The sequence below is a fragment of the Mesorhizobium sp. B2-7-1 genome, assembly GCF_006440735.1.
Classification (GTDB): Bacteria; Pseudomonadota; Alphaproteobacteria; order Rhizobiales; family Rhizobiaceae; genus Mesorhizobium.
The window spans coordinates 66,792-85,967 of the sequence record NZ_VFUA01000017.1 but is presented as its reverse complement, the minus strand read 5'-3'; the positions used below and the strand labels follow the sequence as shown (position 1 = coordinate 85,967).

General features: G+C 63.6%; 26 protein-coding genes. 7 read left to right on the top strand and 19 right to left on the bottom strand.

The window, feature by feature from the left end:
- Nucleotides 1–112 precede the first annotated feature (112 nt).
- Nucleotides 113–1,054: a nucleoside hydrolase gene (locus tag FJ471_RS09775; RefSeq protein ID WP_140802962.1), complete on the top strand. Its 942-nt coding sequence runs from the start codon at nucleotides 113–115 to the stop codon at nucleotides 1,052–1,054.
- A gap of 163 nt (nucleotides 1,055–1,217) precedes the next feature.
- On the opposite strand, the gene FJ471_RS09770 is transcribed toward FJ471_RS09775, so the two are convergent.
- From FJ471_RS09770 to FJ471_RS09745, 7 genes are all read right to left on the bottom strand, one after another.
- Nucleotides 1,218–1,832: a LysE family translocator gene (locus tag FJ471_RS09770; RefSeq protein WP_140802961.1), complete on the bottom strand. Its 615-nt coding sequence runs from the start codon at nucleotides 1,830–1,832 to the stop codon at nucleotides 1,218–1,220.
- A 104-nt stretch (nucleotides 1,833–1,936) separates the two neighbouring features.
- Complete coding sequence (locus FJ471_RS09765; protein ID WP_140802960.1) at nucleotides 1,937–3,388, bottom strand: amidase; 1,452 nt, start codon at nucleotides 3,386–3,388, stop codon at nucleotides 1,937–1,939.
- A 5-nt stretch (nucleotides 3,389–3,393) separates the two neighbouring features.
- The gene (locus FJ471_RS09760) at nucleotides 3,394–4,299 is read right to left on the bottom strand and encodes a ribokinase (RefSeq protein WP_140802959.1); all 906 of its coding nucleotides are present in this window, start codon (nucleotides 4,297–4,299) and stop codon (nucleotides 3,394–3,396) included.
- Between the two features lie 188 nt (nucleotides 4,300–4,487).
- Nucleotides 4,488–5,120 (bottom strand): hypothetical protein, encoded by a 633-nt coding sequence (locus FJ471_RS34740; protein ID WP_348643327.1) that lies wholly within the window; start codon nucleotides 5,118–5,120, stop codon nucleotides 4,488–4,490.
- Between the two features lie 92 nt (nucleotides 5,121–5,212).
- Nucleotides 5,213–5,482 (bottom strand): hypothetical protein, encoded by a 270-nt coding sequence (locus FJ471_RS35645; RefSeq protein ID WP_348643326.1) that lies wholly within the window; start codon nucleotides 5,480–5,482, stop codon nucleotides 5,213–5,215.
- A 2-nt stretch (nucleotides 5,483–5,484) separates the two neighbouring features.
- Nucleotides 5,485–5,877, bottom strand: coding sequence for a hypothetical protein (locus FJ471_RS09750; protein WP_140802958.1), 393 nt, complete (start codon nucleotides 5,875–5,877; stop codon nucleotides 5,485–5,487).
- A 23-nt stretch (nucleotides 5,878–5,900) separates the two neighbouring features.
- Nucleotides 5,901–6,230 carry a hypothetical protein gene (locus FJ471_RS09745; RefSeq protein ID WP_246684672.1) on the bottom strand — a complete coding sequence of 110 codons (330 nt, stop codon included), beginning with the start codon at nucleotides 6,228–6,230 and terminating at the stop codon, nucleotides 5,901–5,903.
- Here FJ471_RS09745 and FJ471_RS35255 point away from each other — a divergent pair.
- On the top strand, nucleotides 6,214–6,408 hold the full coding sequence (locus FJ471_RS35255; protein ID WP_246684671.1) for a hypothetical protein: 195 nt from the start codon (nucleotides 6,214–6,216) through the stop codon (nucleotides 6,406–6,408). The genes FJ471_RS09745 and FJ471_RS35255 overlap by 17 nt on opposite strands.
- 114 nt (nucleotides 6,409–6,522) lie before the next feature.
- Here FJ471_RS35255 and FJ471_RS09740 read toward each other — a convergent pair whose 3' ends face one another.
- On the bottom strand, nucleotides 6,523–7,425 hold the full coding sequence (locus FJ471_RS09740) for a methylated-DNA--[protein]-cysteine S-methyltransferase (protein WP_181179289.1): 903 nt from the start codon (nucleotides 7,423–7,425) through the stop codon (nucleotides 6,523–6,525).
- A gap of 115 nt (nucleotides 7,426–7,540) precedes the next feature.
- Here FJ471_RS09740 and FJ471_RS09735 point away from each other — a divergent pair, with 115 nt between their 5' ends.
- A complete protein-coding gene (locus FJ471_RS09735; RefSeq protein WP_140802957.1) occupies nucleotides 7,541–8,356 on the top strand; it encodes a class I SAM-dependent methyltransferase in 816 nt (271 codons plus the stop codon).
- 85 nt (nucleotides 8,357–8,441) lie between these two features.
- On the opposite strand, the gene FJ471_RS09730 is transcribed toward FJ471_RS09735, so the two are convergent.
- Nucleotides 8,442–8,936: a DUF2244 domain-containing protein gene (locus tag FJ471_RS09730; RefSeq protein WP_140546266.1), complete on the bottom strand. Its 495-nt coding sequence runs from the start codon at nucleotides 8,934–8,936 to the stop codon at nucleotides 8,442–8,444.
- Between the two features lie 23 nt (nucleotides 8,937–8,959).
- Here FJ471_RS09730 and nth point away from each other — a divergent pair, with 23 nt between their 5' ends.
- On the top strand, nucleotides 8,960–9,778 hold the full coding sequence (gene nth, locus FJ471_RS09725) for an endonuclease III (RefSeq protein ID WP_140802956.1): 819 nt from the start codon (nucleotides 8,960–8,962) through the stop codon (nucleotides 9,776–9,778).
- On the opposite strand, the gene FJ471_RS09720 is transcribed toward nth, so the two are convergent.
- Nucleotides 9,775–10,230 (bottom strand): DUF2214 family protein, encoded by a 456-nt coding sequence (locus FJ471_RS09720; protein ID WP_140802955.1) that lies wholly within the window; start codon nucleotides 10,228–10,230, stop codon nucleotides 9,775–9,777. The two genes, nth and FJ471_RS09720, sit on opposite strands and share 4 nt — an antisense overlap.
- A 287-nt stretch (nucleotides 10,231–10,517) precedes the next feature.
- Here FJ471_RS09720 and FJ471_RS09715 point away from each other — a divergent pair, with 287 nt between their 5' ends.
- The gene (locus FJ471_RS09715; RefSeq protein WP_140802954.1) at nucleotides 10,518–11,078 is read left to right on the top strand and encodes a GNAT family N-acetyltransferase; all 561 of its coding nucleotides are present in this window, start codon (nucleotides 10,518–10,520) and stop codon (nucleotides 11,076–11,078) included.
- On the opposite strand, the gene FJ471_RS09710 is transcribed toward FJ471_RS09715, so the two are convergent.
- The 7 genes from FJ471_RS09710 to FJ471_RS09680 all read right to left on the bottom strand — a co-directional run bounded on the left by FJ471_RS09710 (nucleotide 11,075) and on the right by FJ471_RS09680 (nucleotide 16,242).
- Nucleotides 11,075–13,552, bottom strand: a complete 2,478-nt coding sequence (locus tag FJ471_RS09710; protein WP_140802953.1) for an EAL domain-containing protein — start codon at nucleotides 13,550–13,552, stop codon at nucleotides 11,075–11,077. The two genes, FJ471_RS09715 and FJ471_RS09710, sit on opposite strands and share 4 nt — an antisense overlap.
- 298 nt (nucleotides 13,553–13,850) lie before the next feature.
- Nucleotides 13,851–14,249, bottom strand: coding sequence for a DUF1801 domain-containing protein (locus FJ471_RS09705; RefSeq protein WP_140802969.1), 399 nt, complete (start codon nucleotides 14,247–14,249; stop codon nucleotides 13,851–13,853).
- A gap of 78 nt (nucleotides 14,250–14,327) precedes the next feature.
- Nucleotides 14,328–14,777, bottom strand: coding sequence for a DUF1801 domain-containing protein (locus FJ471_RS09700; protein WP_140802952.1), 450 nt, complete (start codon nucleotides 14,775–14,777; stop codon nucleotides 14,328–14,330).
- On the bottom strand, nucleotides 14,777–15,010 hold the full coding sequence (locus FJ471_RS09695) for a hypothetical protein (protein ID WP_140802951.1): 234 nt from the start codon (nucleotides 15,008–15,010) through the stop codon (nucleotides 14,777–14,779). The genes FJ471_RS09700 and FJ471_RS09695 overlap by 1 nt, the downstream gene beginning before the upstream one ends.
- Nucleotides 15,011–15,040: 30 nt before the next feature.
- Nucleotides 15,041–15,439 (bottom strand): VOC family protein, encoded by a 399-nt coding sequence (locus FJ471_RS09690; protein ID WP_140802950.1) that lies wholly within the window; start codon nucleotides 15,437–15,439, stop codon nucleotides 15,041–15,043.
- Nucleotides 15,440–15,517: 78 nt separating this feature from the next.
- Nucleotides 15,518–15,922 (bottom strand): SRPBCC domain-containing protein, encoded by a 405-nt coding sequence (locus tag FJ471_RS09685; RefSeq protein ID WP_140802949.1) that lies wholly within the window; start codon nucleotides 15,920–15,922, stop codon nucleotides 15,518–15,520.
- Nucleotides 15,919–16,242, bottom strand: coding sequence for a metalloregulator ArsR/SmtB family transcription factor (locus tag FJ471_RS09680; RefSeq protein WP_040990288.1), 324 nt, complete (start codon nucleotides 16,240–16,242; stop codon nucleotides 15,919–15,921). The genes FJ471_RS09685 and FJ471_RS09680 overlap by 4 nt, the downstream gene beginning before the upstream one ends.
- An 81-nt stretch (nucleotides 16,243–16,323) precedes the next feature.
- Between FJ471_RS09680 and FJ471_RS09675 the strand changes: the two genes are divergently transcribed.
- Nucleotides 16,324–17,205, top strand: a complete 882-nt coding sequence (locus FJ471_RS09675) for an NmrA family NAD(P)-binding protein (RefSeq protein WP_140802948.1) — start codon at nucleotides 16,324–16,326, stop codon at nucleotides 17,203–17,205.
- Nucleotides 17,206–17,287: 82 nt separating this feature from the next.
- Here FJ471_RS09675 and FJ471_RS09670 read toward each other — a convergent pair whose 3' ends face one another.
- Together FJ471_RS09670 and FJ471_RS09665 are read right to left on the bottom strand one after the other, a co-directional pair.
- Complete coding sequence (locus FJ471_RS09670) at nucleotides 17,288–17,755, bottom strand: NUDIX hydrolase (protein WP_140802968.1); 468 nt, start codon at nucleotides 17,753–17,755, stop codon at nucleotides 17,288–17,290.
- Between the two features lie 247 nt (nucleotides 17,756–18,002).
- Entirely contained in the window at nucleotides 18,003–18,335 is a 333-nt protein-coding gene (locus tag FJ471_RS09665; protein ID WP_246684670.1) for a hypothetical protein, read from the bottom strand.
- Between the two features lie 28 nt (nucleotides 18,336–18,363).
- Between FJ471_RS09665 and FJ471_RS09660 the strand changes: the two genes are divergently transcribed.
- Nucleotides 18,364–19,164: an autotransporter outer membrane beta-barrel domain-containing protein gene (locus FJ471_RS09660; protein ID WP_246684669.1), complete on the top strand. Its 801-nt coding sequence runs from the start codon at nucleotides 18,364–18,366 to the stop codon at nucleotides 19,162–19,164.
- Nucleotides 19,165–19,176: the final 12 nt, after the last annotated feature.

The following is a 19,176-nucleotide window of genomic DNA, read 5'->3' as shown; positions in this document are numbered from 1 at the left end:
CGTTGGAGCATGATCTTGTCCGAAAACCGGTTCCCACTTTTCGCTGACGCGGTCCTTCGGTTCGGGATCATGCTCTAAATCCCGCCCAAAAAGACTCCCCAAAGGAATTGAAATGCCCAAGTCCAGAAAGATCATCATCGACACCGATCCCGGCCAGGACGACGCCGTCGCCATATTGCTGGCGCTCGGCAGTTCCGAGCTGGAGATCGTCGGCATCACCGCGGTTGCAGGCAACGTGCCGCTGAAGCTGACCCAGAACAATGCCCGCAAGATCTGCGAGCTGGCCGGCAGGCCGGAAGTCAAGGTCTATGCCGGCGCCATCCGCCCGCTGGCGCGCGAGCTCGTCACCGCCGAGGAAGTGCATGGCAAGACCGGCCTGAACGGGCCGCAACTGCCTGAGCCGACCATGCCGTTGCAGGAACAATACGCCGTCGATTTCATCGTCGAGACGCTGATGCGCGAGGAAAGCGGCACGATCACGCTCTGCCCGCTCGGACCGCTCACCAACATCGCGCTGGCGCTGATCCGCGAGCCCAGGATCGCGCCGCGCATCAAGGAAATCGTCTTGATGGGCGGCGGCTTCTTCGAGGGCGGCAACGTCACGCCGGCCGCCGAATTCAACATCTATGTCGACCCGCAGGCCGCCGATCTGGTGTTCAAATCGGGCATTCCGATCGTGATGATGCCGCTCGACGTCACCCACAAGGCATTGACCACGTCCAAGCGCACCCAGGCTTTCCGTCAGCTCGGCACCAAGGTCGGCACCGCTACCGCCGAGATGCTGGAATTCTTCGAGCGCTACGACGAGGAGAAATACGGCACCGACGGCGGGCCGCTGCACGATCCGTGCGTGATCGCCTATCTCATCAAGCCGGAGCTGTTCAAGGGGCGCCACTGCAATGTCAGCGTCGAGACGGCATCGGAGCTGACCATGGGCATGACGGTGATCGACTGGTGGGGCGTCACCAAGCGGAAAAAGAACGCCACGGTGATGCGCGACATCGACCATGACGGCTTCTTCGCGCTGCTGGTGGAGCGGTTGGGGCGGCTATAGGGCCGCTTCTTCCTTCCCCTTGTGGGGGAAGGTGGATCGGCGCGCAGCGCCGAGACGGATGAGGGGTGTTGGAAGAAACTCAACGCCTCACTCCGTCCAACACCCCTCATCCGACCGAGCTTCGCTCGGCCACCTTCTCCGACAAGGGGAGAAGGAGAGGCACTCACTTCGCCTTGGAGAACGCCAGCCACAACCCGCCGCCGACCAGGAAAGTGCCGCTGATGCGCGACATCAGCCTGACGCGGCTGGCCGACAGCAGCCGGCCGGCGCGGCCGGCGGCGAGGGCGTAGGTCGAGTCCGACATGGCGGCGAAGATCATCGCGGTCAGTCCCATGACGACGATCTGCAGCGTGTAATTGCCCTGCGGCGCGATGAACTGCGGGAAGAAGGCGCCGAAGAAAACCAGCGTCTTCGGATTGCTGATCGCCACCAGGAAACCCTGCAGGAAGAAGCCGCCGCGCGGCTTCTTCGCCGACCCGTCGGGGTTCAGCGCGCCTTTCGCGCGGAACATCTGCACGCCCATCCAGATCAGGTAGGCGGCGCCGAGCAGCCGCACCCATTCGAACCAGTGGCCCATGCCGGCGATCAGCGTGTTGAGGCCGATGCCGACGATGGCGATCATGATGGCGAGCCCGGCCTGGGTGCCGGCGACGTTGGCCAGGCCGGCGCGCGAGCCGTGGCGGATGCTGTTGGCGATGATCAGCGTCACCGTCGGACCAGGCACCAGGATGATGACGATGCAGGCGACGACATAGGTTGCGTAAAGTTCCAGCGACATGGTCTTTCCTCGGACGGACAGAGGTGATGCGGCGATGGCTGCCGGATCAATGCACGGCTTCGCCCCCGGCGCAAGCGGTGCCGCTCGCCCGGTTCAGAAGCTGCTCAGCATGCGCCGGCCGGCCATGGCAGCGTCGCCTCATAGGCGGCGCCGGCTTTGAGAACGGCGAGATCGCCGCGCGGGCGGCCGATCAGCTGCATGCCCATGGGCCGGCCCTTGTCGTCGAAGCCGGCCGGCACGTTGAGTGCCGGGCAGCCGCCGAGCGTGGCAAAGGCGGAGACCTGCATCCAGCGGTGATAACTGTCCATGGTCCGCCCCGCGACCTCGCGCGGCCAGTGGGTGGTCGCGTCGAAGGGAAAGACCTGGGCGGTGGGCAGGGCGATGAGGTCGAAGCGCTCGAACAACGAAAGCAGCGTTCGGTGCCACGAGGTGCGCCGGACGCTGGCGGCATGGATCTGCGGCGCGGTCAGGCGCATCGCCTGCTCCACTTCCCAGATCGCCTCGGGTTTCAGAAGCTTGCGTTTTGCCGGATCGTCGTAATGCGCCTTCAACCCGCAGCCGCTGCTCGCCTGGCGCAAGGTGACGAAAGCCTGCCACAGCGCCTCGAAATCGACATCCGGCGCCAGCTTCTCGCTGTGGAACGAGGCGTCCGCGAAGCGGGCGAGGGCGCCCTCGCAAAGGTCGAGCACGCCCGGTTCCGTCGGCAGGTGGCCGCCGAGATCGCCCAGCCAGGCGATGCGGCCGCCGGACGCTTTCGTCCCCAAGCCGTCGAGGAACGACCCCTCGCTGGCATGCGACAGCGGCGCGCGCGGGTGATAGCCGGCCTGTTCGTCGAGCAGCAGCGCGACATCGCGCACATTGCGGCCCATCGGTCCCTCGACGCCCATCTGGGAATGGAAGACCTCGAAAGCCGGGCCGGCAGGCACAAGGCCCTGCGAGGGACGGAAGCCGAAGACGTTGTTATAGGCGGCCGGATTGCGCAGCGAGCCGCCGAAGTCGCTGCCGTCGGCGACCGGCACCATGTCGAGCGCCAGCGCCACGGCCGCGCCGCCGCTCGAGCCGCCGGCGGTCAGCGCCGGATCGAAGGCGTTGAGCGTCGGCCCGAAGACCGGATTGTAGGTGTTGGAGCCCAGGCCGAATTCCGGGACATTGGTCTTGCCGATGATGATGGCGCCGGCCCTGCGGATGCGTTCGACGAAGAATTCGTCCTCGTCGGGAATGAAATCGGCGAAGATCGGTGAGCCGAAGGTGGTTCTGAGCCCCTTGGTCAGGGCAAGGTCCTTGATGGCGATCGGCAGCCCGAACAGCGATCCGGCCTCGCCGCCTTGCGCCAGATGCGCATCGGCGCTCTCGGCCTCGGCCAGGATATCGGCGCGCTCGCGCAGCGAAACGATGGCATTGACCAGCGGGTTCACCGCTTCGATGCGGTCGAGGAAAGCGCTGACGACTTCATGCACCGACAGCTGTCGACGTCTGATCCTGTCGGCGAGCTCGACGGCGGAGAGGCGGCAGATGTCGCCGGCCTGCGGCACGGCATGTTTGGTGACGGGGCGCATGGCCGCTACCGTGCCGCCGCCAGGGCTGCGTCGACATCCTTTGCCACCGGAATGGCCGGCTGCGCGCCGGGCTTCAGGCAGGCAAGCGACCCGGCCGCGGCGGCGCGGGTGAGCGCATCGCGAAGCGACAGGCCGGACGACAGGCCGGCGCCGAAATAGCCGCAGAAGGTGTCGCCGGCGCCGACCGTGTCGACCGGCGTGATCTTCAGCGCGGGAACGGTGAGGAAATCGTCCGGCGTGGCGGCAAGCACGCCGTCGCCACCCAGCGTGACGACGATGGCGCGGCCTGTCTTTTGGGCGTAGTCGCGCATGCGAGCAGGGCGGTCGCGCCCCGAAAGCGCCACCGCCTCGCCATAGAGATCGAACTCGGTTTCGTTGGCGACGGCATAGTCGGCCTTGCCGACGAAGCCGGCGGCCTCGGTACGGAAGGGGGCGGTGTTGAGCACGCTGACGGCGCCCGCCGCGCGCGCCGCGTCGAGCGTCGCCTCGACGGTCTGCAGCGGGATCTCATGCTGCAAGAGCACCACATCGCCCTTTTTGAGGAAGGCCTTGGCGACATCGCCCGGCACCACCGAATCATTGGCGCCCGGCACGACGGCGATGACGTTTTCTCCATCAGCGCCGACCAGGATCAAGGCCGTGCCGGTGGAGGCAAAGCTCTGACCGACACCGGAGAGATCGACATTGCCGGCTTTGAGAAGGGCGAGCGCTTCGGCGGCAAAACTATCCTTGCCGACGGCACCCACCATGCGCACCGGCGCGCCGGCGCGCGTCGCGGCCAGTGCCTGGTTGGCGCCCTTGCCGCCGGGCGCGGTGGCGAAGCCGGAGCCGCGCACCGTCTCGCCGGGTTCCGGCAAGCGGTCGACATTGGCGATGAGGTCGAGGTTGATCGAGCCGACAACGATAATCAAAAAACTGCCTCCCGCTGAAGCGGTCAGCCTGCGCTGAAAGGCGAACCTGCTCCAAGATCTGCTTTTGCGCAATTCCAGCGAAATACGCGAAGCGCTTTATCCTGTAATTGCGGGCTGGGCGCGAAGCTAGCCGCAAAGCCCGCCGGTTGCCAGATCATGTCGCTGTCCGCGCCGTCTGGCCCACAGCATCATTCGCAACGGACGGTGACCTGGGCCTGGTAATTGCCGGCCGGGAAGATGCCTGGAGACTTCGTGGCGGTCAGATCGACCTGCATGGTGTGGGTGCCGTTGTTCAGCTTTTGCGGCGAGCTACCGGAAACATCCAGCCCCGAGCCATCGAGGCGGAAGACGGAGGCGAAGGTGACATTGGTGTCGCCGCCGCTCGGCGCGGACGTGAAGGCGACCGGCGCCGGCGCGGAGACGGTGTAGCAGTCCAGCAGGTTTAGGATCGAACACAGCGTCGAGTTCGCGGTGATGGTGGCGCCGGCGCTCGACCCGTCGGCCTGCTTGGAGCCGAAGATGTTGATGGAGGGGTTCAATTTCATCGTCCCCGAGGCACCGATGATGACCGTGCAGGTGCCGATGATCGCCGCCTGTGCCGGGAGGCAGAGGCAGGCAAGCGCTGCTATCGCCAACGGCGCTCGACTATTTCCGCTTCTTTTTCTTTCACTGCCGGTCGTGCCTCCGATGCTCCAGCCTTCATTGGCCCATCCCGCCGACGGCACCGAGCGAGCTGCGGGAGCCGCTGCGGAAGCAGTGACTCCCGTGGCAGGGATGTTCGTCGTGCTCCCCGTCGTCTGGCCATCGGTGCCGAGGCCCATTTTGAGGAGCTTCAATTCCAGCTGCAGGCGCTCGACCTCCAGCTCGTAGAGGCGGCTGCAATCGACGCGTTTCGGCGTCCGCCCAATCTGGATCACGACGCGGCCGTATGTGGCGATGTCGCTGTTGGCCTGGCTGCTCGAGTTGTTGCCGCGGATGACACCAAGGTCGAGATAGGCGCCGCTGCCGGAAACGGCCGAGCGGCAGGTCGTGCGTCGCTGGCATGAACCTCATCCTGGCCCTGGGGCAGGCTGACGCCGGGCAGGCTGAAACCGGTCTGGTTCTGGTTCAGGTTCAGGTTCAGGTTCAGGATATCCTCGGCAAGCCCCTGGCTTACGACAGCCAGGACGGGCAGCAGGGACAAGGTCAGAACCTGCGATGCCCGAAGAACTTTCCGCATATCTGTGCCCTTATCTGGGTCTGTTCGCTTGGAAAGGGGATACTCTCGGTACAGATACGCACTTTACGCTCGTTTGCGCCGTCGAACGGGACGACCACCAGGACCGGACGCGATGCCTGGCCGGCCAGAAGAAAGGCGCTTGGCGTGATCCGGGCGTCGACCGGCTGGAAATCCTGGTCATAGACATGAACCTCGACACGTATGCGCTGGTTGTACGGGTTGCCCGGGGACACACGAACGGCGAAGGCATCCGTGAAGGATCGCATCTCGCCCCGCATCGGCGTCATCGACTGGCTGGTCGCGGCGATGGGAGACAGCACGGCGGTCAGGCCCGCCGCCAGAATTGCAATCGTTCTCACGGACCGCTCCTTTCGCGAGAAGGCTATTCGCAGCGCAGCGTCACCGTTGCCTGGTAGTTGCCGGCGGAGAAGCGGTTTATGCCGCTCGTGGTGCCGGCAAGATTGATCGCGACCGTCGATGTGCCCGGCACCGTCAGCGCGGTCGCAGTGCCGGTTTCCGCGACCGTCTGGGCGCCGGAAGTGGCGAAGGTCGGAGTCCATGTCGTCGCCGTCGTGTCCGAGGCCGGCACGGACGTCGTGGTCACCGGGTCGACGCTGAGCGATACCCCGCCCGTGGTATCGACCTGGGCGCTGCCGGCCGAGCCGCCGGCATTGTGCGAGCTCAGCGACTGAAGGTTGCTGCTGACGGTCATCGTGCCGTTAGAGTTGATCGTGACCGTGCAGGTCGCGGTGATCGTACCGTTGAACAGCACATTTCCGGTGGGGGCCGCCGATGCTGTCTGGCCGGCGCAGGCGGCCAGCTTTATCGTGGTTAATTTAGCGTTAAGTGAAATAACGACGGAAAGCAACTTCAAAGAAAACCGGCGATAACCTGAGGTTGTCGCCGGTTGCATTTCGTGGGCAAGACAATATGTTTATTTGAACTGTACCGATTTATATTTCAATACACGGTTTTCCGCAATGAGATGCCAAAAAATCGATGTTTCACGACGCTTGCCCCGCTTCCCAGCCGAGGATGGCGCGTTTGCGCGTCAGACCCCAGTGGTAGCCGGTGAGCGCACCGGACTTGCCGAGAGCACGATGGCAGGGCACCACGAAGGACATCGGGTTGGCGCCCACCGCCGCGCCCACGGCCCGGCTGGCGCTGGGATGGCCGATGCTTGCCGCGATCGAGGAATAGGTGCAGGCCCTGCCCATCGGGATGCGCAGCAAGGCTTCCCAGACGCGAAGCTGGAAATCGGTGCCGATCATCACCACGCGCAGCGGCTGGTCGGCGCGCCATTGCGTCGGGTCGAAGACCCGCGCGGCGTAAGACTGGGTCGCCGACATGTCCTCGACGTAAGTGGCGTTCGGCCAGCGGCCGGACATGTCGGCTAAGGCAGCCCGCTCGCCGCCGGCGTCACAGAAGGCGAGGCCCGCGAGACCCCGGTCGGTGACCATGATGAGCGCAATGCCGAAAGGCGAGATGTGATAGCCGTAGCGGATGGTGAGACCCGCGCCCCGGGTCTTGTAGTCGCCGGGCGACATCGCTTCATGGGTGACGAAGAGGTCGTGCAGCCGGCCGGGACCGGACATGCCGAGCTCGAACGAGGTCTCCAAGAGCGGCATGCCGGAATCGAGCAGCCTGCGCGCATGGTCGAGCGTCACCGCCTGCAGGAAGGCCTTGGGCGACAGGCCGGCCCAGCGGGTGAAAAGTTTCTGCAGGCCGGTCGGCGTCTCGCCGACCTCCTCGGCCAGGACCTCGAGCGAGGGCTGGTCGCGATAGTCGAGGCTGATCTTCTCGATGGCGCGGCGCACGACGTCATAGTCGCTGCCTTCCGGCGTGATGTCGTTCTGGAGGATCGCGGTCGGTTTCATGCGGGTATTCATGATCATCTGGGCGTTCATGGCAATATCTCCTTGACCGCGAATATCGGTCTTCCAGAGCTTTGCCACCACCCGAAACTTGCCTTCCCGCCATCCACACCCAGATAGAGTCAGCTTCGGGCCGAAGAGGACAATGATGGCCGGCGAAAAGGTTGATCTGACCGGGGCAAGGGAAACCTTGCTGATGACGCTCTACGGCAAGGCGCTGGAGAGCCGGTTGCCCAATTCGCTGCTGCAGGATCGCTTCGCCGACGAGGCGGTGCGCAAGATCGACTATGATTTCGCAAGGCTCAAGGTCGACGGCAATCTCGGGCTGGGGTTCGCAATCAGGGCGAAGACGCTGGACGTCTGCGTCGCGGATTTCCTTGCAAGATATCCGGACGCGATCGTGCTGCATCTGGGATGCGGGCTGGACACGCGGATATTCCGCGTCGACCCGCTGCCAGGCGTCGACTGGTTCGATGTCGATTATCCTGATGTCATCGAGCTCAGGCACAGGCTCTATCCGTCAAGGGAGCGTTACCATCTGGTCGCTTCGTCGGTCACCGAACCGGATTGGCTGGCCGAGGTGCCCCGCAATCGCCCTGCGATCGTGGTGGCCGAGGGGCTGACGCCGTATCTCGCCGCCGACGAGGGACCGCTGCTGCTTGCGCGGCTTGTCTCGCATCTTGCCGGGGGCGAGCTGATGTTCGATGCCTACAGCCGTTTCGGCCTGAAGCTGATGCGCCTCAATCCGGCCATCAAGGCGACGGGCGCCGAGGTCCATTGGGCCATCGAGGATCCGCGCGAATTGGAGCGAGCGGTGCCCAAACTTCGCTTCATCGGCGAGATCCCGTCCTACAAGCCGCAGCAAGGGGCGCGCCTTGGCTGGTCCGCGCGCTTGTTCATTGGCCTGTGGAAGCTTATCCCTGCCATGCGCAAGGTCGGCAGGCTGCTGCGGTATCGGTTCTGATGCGGCTATTTTGCCGTGAGCATGATCTTGTCCGAAAACCGGTGTCCACTTTTCGCTGACGCGGACCTTCGGTTCGGGATCATGCTCAGCGCGTCTTGGCGGTCGCCAGCGCGCGCGAAAAGGCGGTGGCGAAGCTTTCGCGGTCGTCGGGATTGAGGAAGCCGCCGATCGCCACGCTCTTGCCCTGGGCTTCCACCGCCATTTTGGTGATGCCGATCTCACTGTGGCGGGCGATCGAAAACCGCGTCCAGAACGGGTTGAAGCGATGGTTTTCCGAGCGGCCGGACGGCGCCGTCTTGCGGATGTCGAGGCTGGTGCGCGACACCGAGATTTCCTCGCGGGCGCGGGCGGCGCGGTAATTGGCGCGGAAAGCAATGTAGACGGCGATCACGTCGAGGCCGAAGAAGCCGAACACCGGCCAGGCGCCATGCGCCAGGAAGAAGGCGCCCGTCACCGCCCAGCCGAACAGAAGCGCTCCCATCAGGATCAGGAAGCCGGTGCGGCCGAGCGAGCGGTGCGGCGTCAGCAAGGCCTGGAAAAATGGCTCGTCGGCCTGGAACGAGGCGTTTGTGTCGCTCATGAGGGGATATTATAGGAAGGGATATGGCGCTTCCCAAGTCGAAAAAATCCGTAGCTGTCAAAAAGTCTCAATCCGCCGTCGCGGGCGGCGGCCGGACGCCTGGTCGACGGCCGCGAAAAGCTGCCTCGCGCTCGCTCTACACCTCGGCCGAGGTGCATGAGATCTTCCGACGCTTTTGCGTGCAGCGGCCGGAGCCGAAAGGCGAGCTCGACTATGTCAACGCCTTCACCCTGCTGGTCGCGGTGGTGCTGTCTGCCCAGGCGACCGATGCCGGCGTCAACAAGGCGACCAAGGCGCTGTTCGCGGCGGCCGACACGCCACAAAAGATGCTGGCATTGGGCGAGGCCAAGGTCGGCGATCATATCCGCACCATCGGTCTGTGGCGCAACAAGGCCAAGAACGTGATCGCGCTGTCGAAGGCGTTGATCGACGACTATGCGGGCCAGGTGCCGCAGGATCGCGACGAGCTGGTGAAGCTGCCGGGGGTCGGGCGCAAGACCGCCAATGTCGTGCTCAACGTCGCCTTCGGCCAGCATACGATGGCGGTCGACACCCATATCTTCCGCATCGGCAACCGGATCGGGCTGGCGCCGGGCAAGACGCCCGAACAGGTCGAACAAGGGCTGCTCAAGGTCATCCCGGCCGAATTCATGCGCCATGCGCATCACTGGCTGATCCTGCATGGCCGCTACGTCTGCAAGGCGCGCAAGCCCGACTGCCCGGCCTGCGTCATCGCCGACATCTGCAAGTCGAAGGAAAAGACCACCGACATACCGGCGCCGCTGGTGCCGATCGCGCCGCTGGACGAGAGGTTTCCGGCCGAGGAGTTTTTTCTGTTCTAATAACCGTAGCCGCGCGCCATGGCCGCGGCGAAGACGGGGATCAGCAGGAAGACAAAGCCCTCGGCGCGGACGTAGTTCTTCACCGCAGCCAATTCAGCCGCCGACACCGCGAAAGACGGGTCGCCGCCCGCCTGCCTGTTCCAGGAGAGAAAGCGCATGGTGGGCACGATCGACAGCAGGCCGACGATGGCGAAGGCCGCCATCTTTGCCCAGAACACCCAATTGTAGACGTAGAATTCCCAGCCTTTCAGACCGAAGAACACCCGGCAGACGCCGACGATGACGATCAGCGCGGCGATGACGCCGTAGTGGCGGTCGATGCCGGCAAGGCGCTTCAGCGTCGCCGCGCCCAGATCGCCGCGCACCAGCACGAATTCGGCACCGATGATGCCGGCCAGCGAGAATACCAGCAGGTGATGGATGATGGCCAGCAGAAGGTCGGTGGTGTCCATGATTCTTCTCCGGTCGAATTGCGTTTCCGGGTCGGCTTCGCGCAAACTAGCATCGCCAGGCGAAAAGCCCATAGCGATGCAGCCGTGCCATGGCCGTTATGGCTGGAAGAGCCACCGCATTGTCCTGGCCCTTGATCGAGCGCGCTGGTTTGCTAGAGCGTTTCACCGTTTCACGGAAACGGCGAACCGCTCTATCTCTTTGTTTTGACGCAATTCCGGACGGAAAACCGCTCACACTTTTCCTGGAATTGCTCTAAGCGCTGTCACCTCAATGGAGGGGAAATGCCATGAGCATCAAGACGGAAGCCGGCGTGCCGATCCTCGAGACGGCGCGCACCGTTCTGCGGCCGCACAGGCTGGACGATTTCGAGACCTATGCCGCCATGTGGGCGGAGCCTGCCGTCACCCGTTTCATCGGCGGCAAGCCGCGCACGCGGGAGGAAAGCTGGATGCGCTTCCTGCGCCATGCCGGCCTGTGGTCGCTGATCGGCTACGGCTTCTGGGCGATCGAGGACAAGAAGACGAGACGCTTCATCGGCGAAGCCGGGTTCCACGACCTGAAGCGCGAAATCGAACCTTCGATCGAGGGCGTGCCGGAGGCCGGTTGGGCCTTGGCGTCGGAGGCGCATGGCCAGGGGCTTGCGAGCGAAGTCGTCGGGCGGATCGTCGCCTGGAGCGACGAGGCGTTCGGACAGGCGAGAACCGTCTGCATCATCGATCCGGAAAACGGCGCTTCGCAGAGAGTGGCCGAGAAGAACGGTTATCGCGAGATTTTGCGCACCGTCTACCACGATAAGCCGACGATCCTGTTGGAACGGCAGGCCGGATCCGGGAAGGGAAGCGCTTAACCGGCCTTGCGGCGCGAGGCCTGCGCCACGCCTTCCCAAACGTCCTCCTTCGCACCCGGCCGATTGCCGAGAACCGTCGTCGCGTCGAATGGTTGGGGTCTGGCTATCACATAGCCCTGCGCATAATCGACGCCGATCGCCTTCAAGGCTTCGACGATGCCGTCGCTTTCGACGAATTCGGCGATGGTGCGCTTTCCCGTCACCTTGCCGATATGATGGATCATCTCGACCATCGCGCGGTCGATGCGGTCGTCGAGCATGTCCTTGACGAAGCCGCCGTCGATCTTGAGGTAATCGACGGGCAAATGCTTCAGATAGGCGAAGGACGACATGCCGGAGCCGAAATCGTCGAGCGCGAAGCGGCAGCCCAGCCCGCGCAGGTCGGCGATGAAACGCATGGCCTCGGTCAGATTGGCGATGGCGCTGGTCTCGGTGATCTCCAGGCAGATGGTTTCGGGCGCAATGGCGTGCGCGGCGAACTGCTCGCGCATGAAGCCGAGAAACGTCTCGTCGCCGAACGTGGCGCCCGAGAGATTGATCGCGCAGGTGGATATCGGCGTCGCGCGCGGATCGATGCGTCTCGCCGCCAATGTGGCGAAGGTGTTGCGCACCACCCAGCGGTCGATCGCCGGCATCAATCCGTAGCGCTCCGCCGCCGGGATGAAGCTCTGCGGGGTGACGAAGCTGCCGTCCTCGTCGGTCAGCCTGAGCAGGATTTCGATATGCGCGCCGGGCTCGGCAATATCGTCGCGCAGCGGCGCGATCTCCTGCGCATGCAGCCTGAAGCGGTTCTCATCGAGCGCCGCATGCAGGCGCTGCACCCAGGCCATCTCGCCGAAGCGCTCGCGAAGTGCTGAGTCGCCGTCGCTGTGGAGCTGGACGCGGTTGCGGCCCTTTTCCTTGGCCATGTAGCAGGCGACGTCGGCGGCGCGCAGCACCTCCTCCAGCGTCATGCCGGCATTGGCGACTTCGACCATGCCGATGCTGACGCTGATGTTGAAGGGACGCCCTTCCCAGGAGAAATGCAGATCCTGGACCGTGGCGCGCAACCGCTCGGCCGTGGCGGCGGCACAGTCGATATCGCAATCGAAGAGCAGCACGCCGAACTCGTCGCCGCCCAGTCTGGCCAGGATGTCGCCGGGCGGCAGCTCGTTGGCGAGCAGCACCGAGATCTGGCGCAGCAGGTGGTCGCCGGCGGCGTGCCCGCACGTATCGTTGACCAGCTTGAACTGGTCGAGATCGAGATACATCAGCGCGTGCCGGCGCGGCCTCTCCAGCGCTTCGGAGATGGCGCCAGCCAGCCGGTTCTCGAAGTCGCGGCGGTTGACGAGACCGGTCAGCGCATCGTGTGATGCCTGCCATGACAGGCGCTCGATATAGTCCTGCTCGCGCGTCATGTCGTGCAGGGCCAGGACGCAGCCGAGGATCGTGCCGGAAACGATCAGCGGCGCGCCGTTCAGCGCCACCGGCACGACGGAACCGTCGGAACGCTCCAGAAGCTGCGGGCGCACATTGGAGCGGCGCGGCTCGCCCGCCAGCAGGCGCGGAACCAGATCGGTCTCCTCGACGCCGCTGTCCTTGTCGACGAGCCGGAACAACGAAGCGACCGGCCTGCCCTTGGCGGCGGCCAGCGAACAGGCAAGCAGCCTTTCGGCTCCGGCATTCATATAGTCCAGCCGTCCCTCGGCATCGGTGCTGATGACGGCCTGGCCGATCGAAGCCAGCGTGATCTGGGCACGCTCGCGCTCGGCGTTGAGGGCGTTCTGGAATGCCTGGCGCTGCTTCATCAGCTTGCGCGTGCGCCAGACCGCGAGGAGGATAAGCAGGGCGGCGGTCGCGAGATTGGCCGCCGTCAGCGCCATCTTGATGAAGCGCGATCCCTCGCCGAGGCTATCGGAGAATGCCCTGGACAGAGGCCCGATCCGGCGGTCAAGCTGGTGGATTTGCGCCTTCCAGAGACCGGTCTCGGCCGCCGACGCCGGCCCGTTCTCGAGCCGTCGATGCATGTCGTCGCCAAGTCCTTCGATGGCGAGGATCATCTCGTCGGCAGCCGTCCAGTGGCGGATCGCGGTATCGAAATAGCTCACGCCGCGGAAATTCCGGAACAGCCAGATCAGGCCGTCGACATCGTCGGGATGGTTGTTGCCGCCAAGAAAGCCAAGCCGGGCCGTATTCGTGTCGGGCTCGGCCTGCTCGAGCGCCAGCCGCGCGGCGCGATCGGCGAGCGGCACGGCGATGGCCTGGCGATATTCCTTGAAATACTCTTCCTGGCCGGTGTCGGCATATAGGCTGAGGAAATAGATGGCGTGCTTCTGCCCCTTCGACCATTGGCTTTCGCCGCCGACATAGGCGCGGACGGCAGACAGCGTGTGGAGGCTGAGCGTCGCAACCAGTGCCTGGATCAGGACGACCGCGACGAAAGGCCAGACCAGTCCGATAAGACGCGGGGCGGCGTCGGTCGATGAGAGCTTCATCCCATTCCCATGGAGCTTGTGCTGGCTCCCTCGGTGTCTGTCCGACTGGCTCATCCGTCGGTTGAGACGATGTTCTTCCCCGCATGTCGCCCAGTTACTGGCGACATCAATCCAGATAACGGGTCTGGCTTAACAGCCGATAAATTTGTCCAGTATTTGTTTCATGAGTTATTGCTCAGCAACAGAAGGACGCTTACGCTGCGTGATGCCGATATTTGGCGCATAGTTATCGACCCGCGTTGCCGAGGCGCGGATGAAAAAGCCGGCAACATCAACCTGATAGCGCCCCAGCCGTCTCTCAGCGTTTGACCTTGGATCTGTTGAGGGCCACGGCCTCGCGGACGAGCGCCTTCAAGGCATCGGCGTCGATCTTGTCGCCTTGCTTGAAATCGATGGCGCGCCTGGTGTTGCCTTCGAGGCTGGAGTTGAAGAGCTTCTCGGGATCGGGCAGTGCCGCGCCCCTGGCGAAGGTCAGCTTGACGACGGCCTTGTAGGTCTCGCCGGTGCAGATCATGCCGGCGTCCTCCCAGACCGGGACGCCGCGCCATTTCCATGTCTCGACCGCTTCGGGCGCGGCTTGCCTGATCAAGGCGCGGAGCTGGGCAAGCGTCTCGCCGCGCCAGTCGCCGAGCTCCTTGATCCGTCCGTCGATCAGCTCTGACGGAGACTTGCCGTCCTGCGCGCCGCCTTGTTGCATGTCCATTTCTCCCTCGATGCTGGATAGTGATCGCCACCATGGCCCTTTCAGGGAGACGGCGCTTGATCTTTCGTGCGCTTACATCCGTTCGCCAGGCAGCTGGCTCGCCTGCTTCACCCAGGAAACGAATTGCTCCTCGTCGAGCCGGCCGTCCTCATGGATGTGGAAATAGCGCGTGTCCTTGCTCTTGGATTCGACGGGCGGCACGGGCTTCAGCGACAGGCCGCGGAAGAATGCCACCTTGATGTATTTGGCGAAGCAATGGATGCCAAGAAACCAGCCGTCGCCCTCCATGCCATAGAATGGAGAGTTCCATTTGACGGCTTTCCGCGCATCGGGGACGGCCTCAACGATGAGCTGGTCGAGCCGGCGCCCGACCTCGCTCTTCCAGCCCGGCATCGCCGCGATATAGGCCTGCACGGGCGCGTCGCCATAGCCCTTGGCGATCTGCGGGTTGCCGCCCGAAAGCAGGACCGGCTTCTTGTCCGCGGATCCGGCGGCAGTTTTCGGCGATTTCGCTTTCGCCATCAGGCTGATCCGATGCGCTCGCGCGCCGGCTCACCACGTGATTTGGCGACATAGGGCAGCACGAACATATAGAGTCCGCTGAACAGCAGCAGGAAAAGCGGGATCAACGGCGAATAGACGATCCAGGCGGGCGGCGGGCCCATGGCCATCGCGGCGAAATTGGCGATGACGGTCATAGTAAAAATAATCGACAGCCAGCGGTGAAGCTGCCTGATCCACTTGCTCCAGTCCAATGCTACCTCCTCTGTCGAACGATTAAAACGTCAGCCTTGCCAGCGCGCCAGCTGCGAAAGCTGGATGAGGTTGCCGCAGGTGTCGTTGAGCTGCGCGATGGTCGCGCCGGTCACCGCGGTCGGCGCCATGGCGAAGGTGCCGCCATTGGCCTTGATGCGCTCATGGTCGCTCTTGATGTCGTCGGTGAAAAGCATCAGCGCCGGCTGGCCCTGCTTGAAGACGGCCTGCTGATAGGTCTTTGCCGCCGGATTGTCGTTGAGCGCCAGCTGCAGCTCGGTGCCGTCCGGATCGTCGGGCGAGGTGACGGTCAGCCAGCGAAACGGCCCGTTGGTGAAGTCGGCCTTCTTGGTGAAGCCCAGAACGTCCGTGTAGAAGCCGAGGGCCTTTTCCTGGTCGTCTACATAGATGCTGGTCAGCTTGATCTTCATTTTCGTGTCTCCATTGCTTACGCCTGCGGTTTGCCGCCCCGCCAGGACCTGTGTCTGTCTTCTGACGCTTCGGCGGACTCAATCGATCCGCGAAAGCAGTTCCTCCAGGGCGGCGATGTTGCGCTTCCAGCCCACCGTGGCGCCGCGGTAATACGGCTTCTGGTCGGTGCGGAAGCCGACCTGCTCCATGCGCAGATGCGTGCCTGTGCCTGTCGGGGTGAGCGTCCAGGTGACGACGCTCTCGAGATCCTTGGTGTCCCAGCTGTAGGACAGGGTCCGGTTGGGCTCGACCGCCCGCACCTGGCAGTCGACGCCTCCCCATTCCGCGTTCAGATTGAAGCGGTGGTCCATGACCGGCTTGAAGTTGTTCTTCATCAGCCACTCCTCGATGAGATGCGGTTGGGTGAGCGCGCGCCAGATCTTTTCAGGCGGAAAAGGGATCTCGCGCTCGACGATGACGGAGCGCGTTGCTGCTTCGTTCATTGATCCATCCTTTTGAGCAGGTCTTCCAGGTCGTCGAACCGGCTTTCCCAAAACCCCGCCATGTCGCGCGTCCAGTCCATCAATGGCGCCAGCGCCTTGAGCTGGGCGCTGTAATGGGTCTGGCGCCCTTCATGGCGGTCGCGCACCAGTCCTGCCTCCTTGAGCACGCCCAGATGCTTCGACACCGCCGGCTGCGACACGCCGGCCTGCGCGGTCAGGGCTCCGACCGTCTGCTCGCCCTGGCGGCAGAGACGTTCGAAGATGGCGCGTCGCGTCGGATCGGCAAGCGTCCTGAACAGCATATCGTGCGCGGTCGTCATTTTAATCGATAACCCGTTGGCTATTGATTTTCGTATAACCGCCGGGATATATGTGAGTCAAGCGCAAAGCTGGGGGCGGCGATGATCCTTGTCACGGGAGCGACAGGCCATGTTGGCAGCGAAGTTGCCCGCACATTGGCCAAGCGCGGTCGGAACGTGGTCGCGATGGTCCGAGACGCCAGTACCGCGCGCCGCCGATTGCCAGCTTCGATGCCGCTTCGCGTCGCCGATTATGAAGACATCCGCGCTCTTCGAACGGCGTTCGAGGGTGTCGATGTTCTGGTCCTGATTTCGAGCGACGGCGCGGCAAATGCCGTGAGGCGGCACCACGCCAATGTCATCGAGGCAGCGGCCGCCGTTGCGGTCGGGCATATCGTCTTCACGAGTATCCTCGACACGGGCGAACTGTCGCCGTTCTATTTCTCGTCTGTCTACCGCGACACGGAGCGCCAGCTGGCGCATTGCGGCGTGCCCTCGACCGTTTTGGCATGCGGCCTTTACTCAGAGTTCATTCTTGATAGCTGGCTTTTGCCTTGCGCTGCTTCGGGGGAGCTCGCGCTTCCCGCCAGCCATGGTAAATTTGCGCCGATCTCGCGCAACGAATTCGCGGCCGCCGTGGCGACAGTCGCCGCCCGACCCGGCGGATTTGCAGAAACGCACATCTTCACCGGCGATCGCCTGCTCGATTTCGATGATGTCTGCAGCATCTACAGCGAGGCGAGCGGCAAGCCGCTGCGCTACCGCCCGTGTTCCATCGAGGAATATCTGGCCGCTGCGTCCACCCAGATCGAAGAGCCTTGGCCCCATGCCTTTGCAAGCCTGTGCGTCTCTATCGGCGAGGGCTGCTACAACTTTACGACAGCCGACTTTGCGGCAGTTACCCGCCGAAAACCGGAAAGTTTCCGGGGTTTCCTGCTGCGAACAATCCCGGCGAATTCGCGGGGCGGCATTGCCAAGCTCTAGCTTGCGCCGACACTCGCATGGTCCAGCATGGATGCCTTCTCGCCGAAGGGTGGCGCGCGCTACGCAGTTCTCCTGGATTTCTCTAAGCCGGGTCGGCTGCCGGAACGGTCAAATCCCTCAGCAGCGTCGAGAGCTCCGGCTCGTCGATGAGCAGGGCGGCGTCGGCCGCCGGCAGCCATGCGCGCTGCCGGTTCGCAGCTTCCTGCCAGTCGGCAAGCTCCTCGGTGACCTGGAGCAGGTAGACCGCAACGTCGACGCGAATGAAGCCGTTGGTCATGCGTTTCCAATAGGAATAGGTGCCGGCAGGCTGCTTCAGCGCCTTGCCGAGAACGCCGGCTTCCTCCTGGGCTTCGATCGTTGCCGCCTTGCGGCCGGACTTGCCCTTCATCGGCCAACCTTTGGGCACGATAAAGCGCCGCGTGGTGCGTGAGGTAACCAGCAACACTTCGGGGCTGCCGTCTTCTCGCAACCGATACGGAATGGCCGCTACTTGGCGGATCCGTTGGCCTTTCCTGGCTCTGCGAACTGCTTTCTTTTTGGTTGTTGCCATCCCAAATTCCGGTGAGAGCAGCATCCTGCCACACGCACTTAGCGCGGCAAAAACCTGTCCCCCTGCAAACCCTAGAGCGTCTCACCGTTTCGTGGAAACGGCGAACCGCTCTATCTTTCTGTCTTGACGCAATTCCTGACGGAAAACCGTGTCACACTTTTCCTGGAATTGCTCTAAAATCCCCACCCTTGCAATCAGGCATTTTGCCAGCAAGTAAGTCGGCTAATAAACTGAAAAAAACAAAATGTCAGCGGCAAACCCTGGAAATCGTGTTGCCGACCGCTTCCATCCGACATGTCTTGTCATATACCGGCACGTCGGGCTGACCCCTGGGCACGGTCGGGCGATCGAGCTCGCGATAGATTTGCTGCTGCTGCTGGTATTGCTGCCGCTGCAACCGGTTCTGCAACTGCTGCAGCTCGTTCTGCTGCACCAATGCGTTGCGATTCGTCGGGATGACGATCTGCGCATAAGACGGCGCAATCGGAGAAACCGCGGCCCCCAGCACGGCGCCTGCCAGAACAGCCAGAGTGTGACGAAGCATCCACGCGGCTCCCATACGAAAAACCATGCTTTTCATATAGTGCGTGCGGCCCATAACGCCATGGGTGACCGCCGAGGTCGGGCACAATTGGTCGCTGGGCGCCACAATCGGCCGCACCGAGTACGATTCCAAGATCGGCTTCAACGGCGACGAGCTGTCGGACACAAAAGGCGAATCCTGGCAAGCCTATGCTCTGGCGAAGTACGAGAACAACAACTACTTCGTCGACGTCGCGGTCGGCGGCGGCACCGGCTCCTTCAGGGGCGAGCGCGACACCCATATCGATCAGGTCGGCTTCATTCCCGGCGAGACGCTGGACGGTGTCTATTTGCCCGAGGAACTGCTCGACGGCATCGGCAACAGCGTCACCTACAAGCAGGATAGCTCCCAGTTCAGCGGTTCGGCGCGGGTCGGCATGACGCGTCAGATGGGCGCTTTCTACCTGCAGCCGACAATCCAGTTCGACGCGCGCTGGCTCGACGTCTCCGGCAAGGAGGAGGGCTCGGTCGCCGCCTTCAGCTTCGACGGCAGCGACAACATGTTCTATGCCGTGACACCGGCGCTGGAAGTCGGGGCCGACATCCCGGTCAGCGATATCGCCAGCTTCCGCATCTACGGAAAGGCCGGCGTCGAGTTCTCCACCAAGCAGTGGGAGATCGAGGGGCGTTTTGCCGCCGCCGAGAATCTGCCCGGCAACCCGGCATTGCACTTGACGGAAGCTATCGATTCGCCGCTCTATCGGGTCGGCGCCGGGCTGGAGCTCAATGGCGTCAACGGCGTCGGGTTGGCGGTCAGGTACAACGGCGCCTTCGGGGAAACGGTCAAGCAGAACGCGGTCAGCGCGTCTCTGAAAGTCAGCTTCTAGCTGACGCGGGGC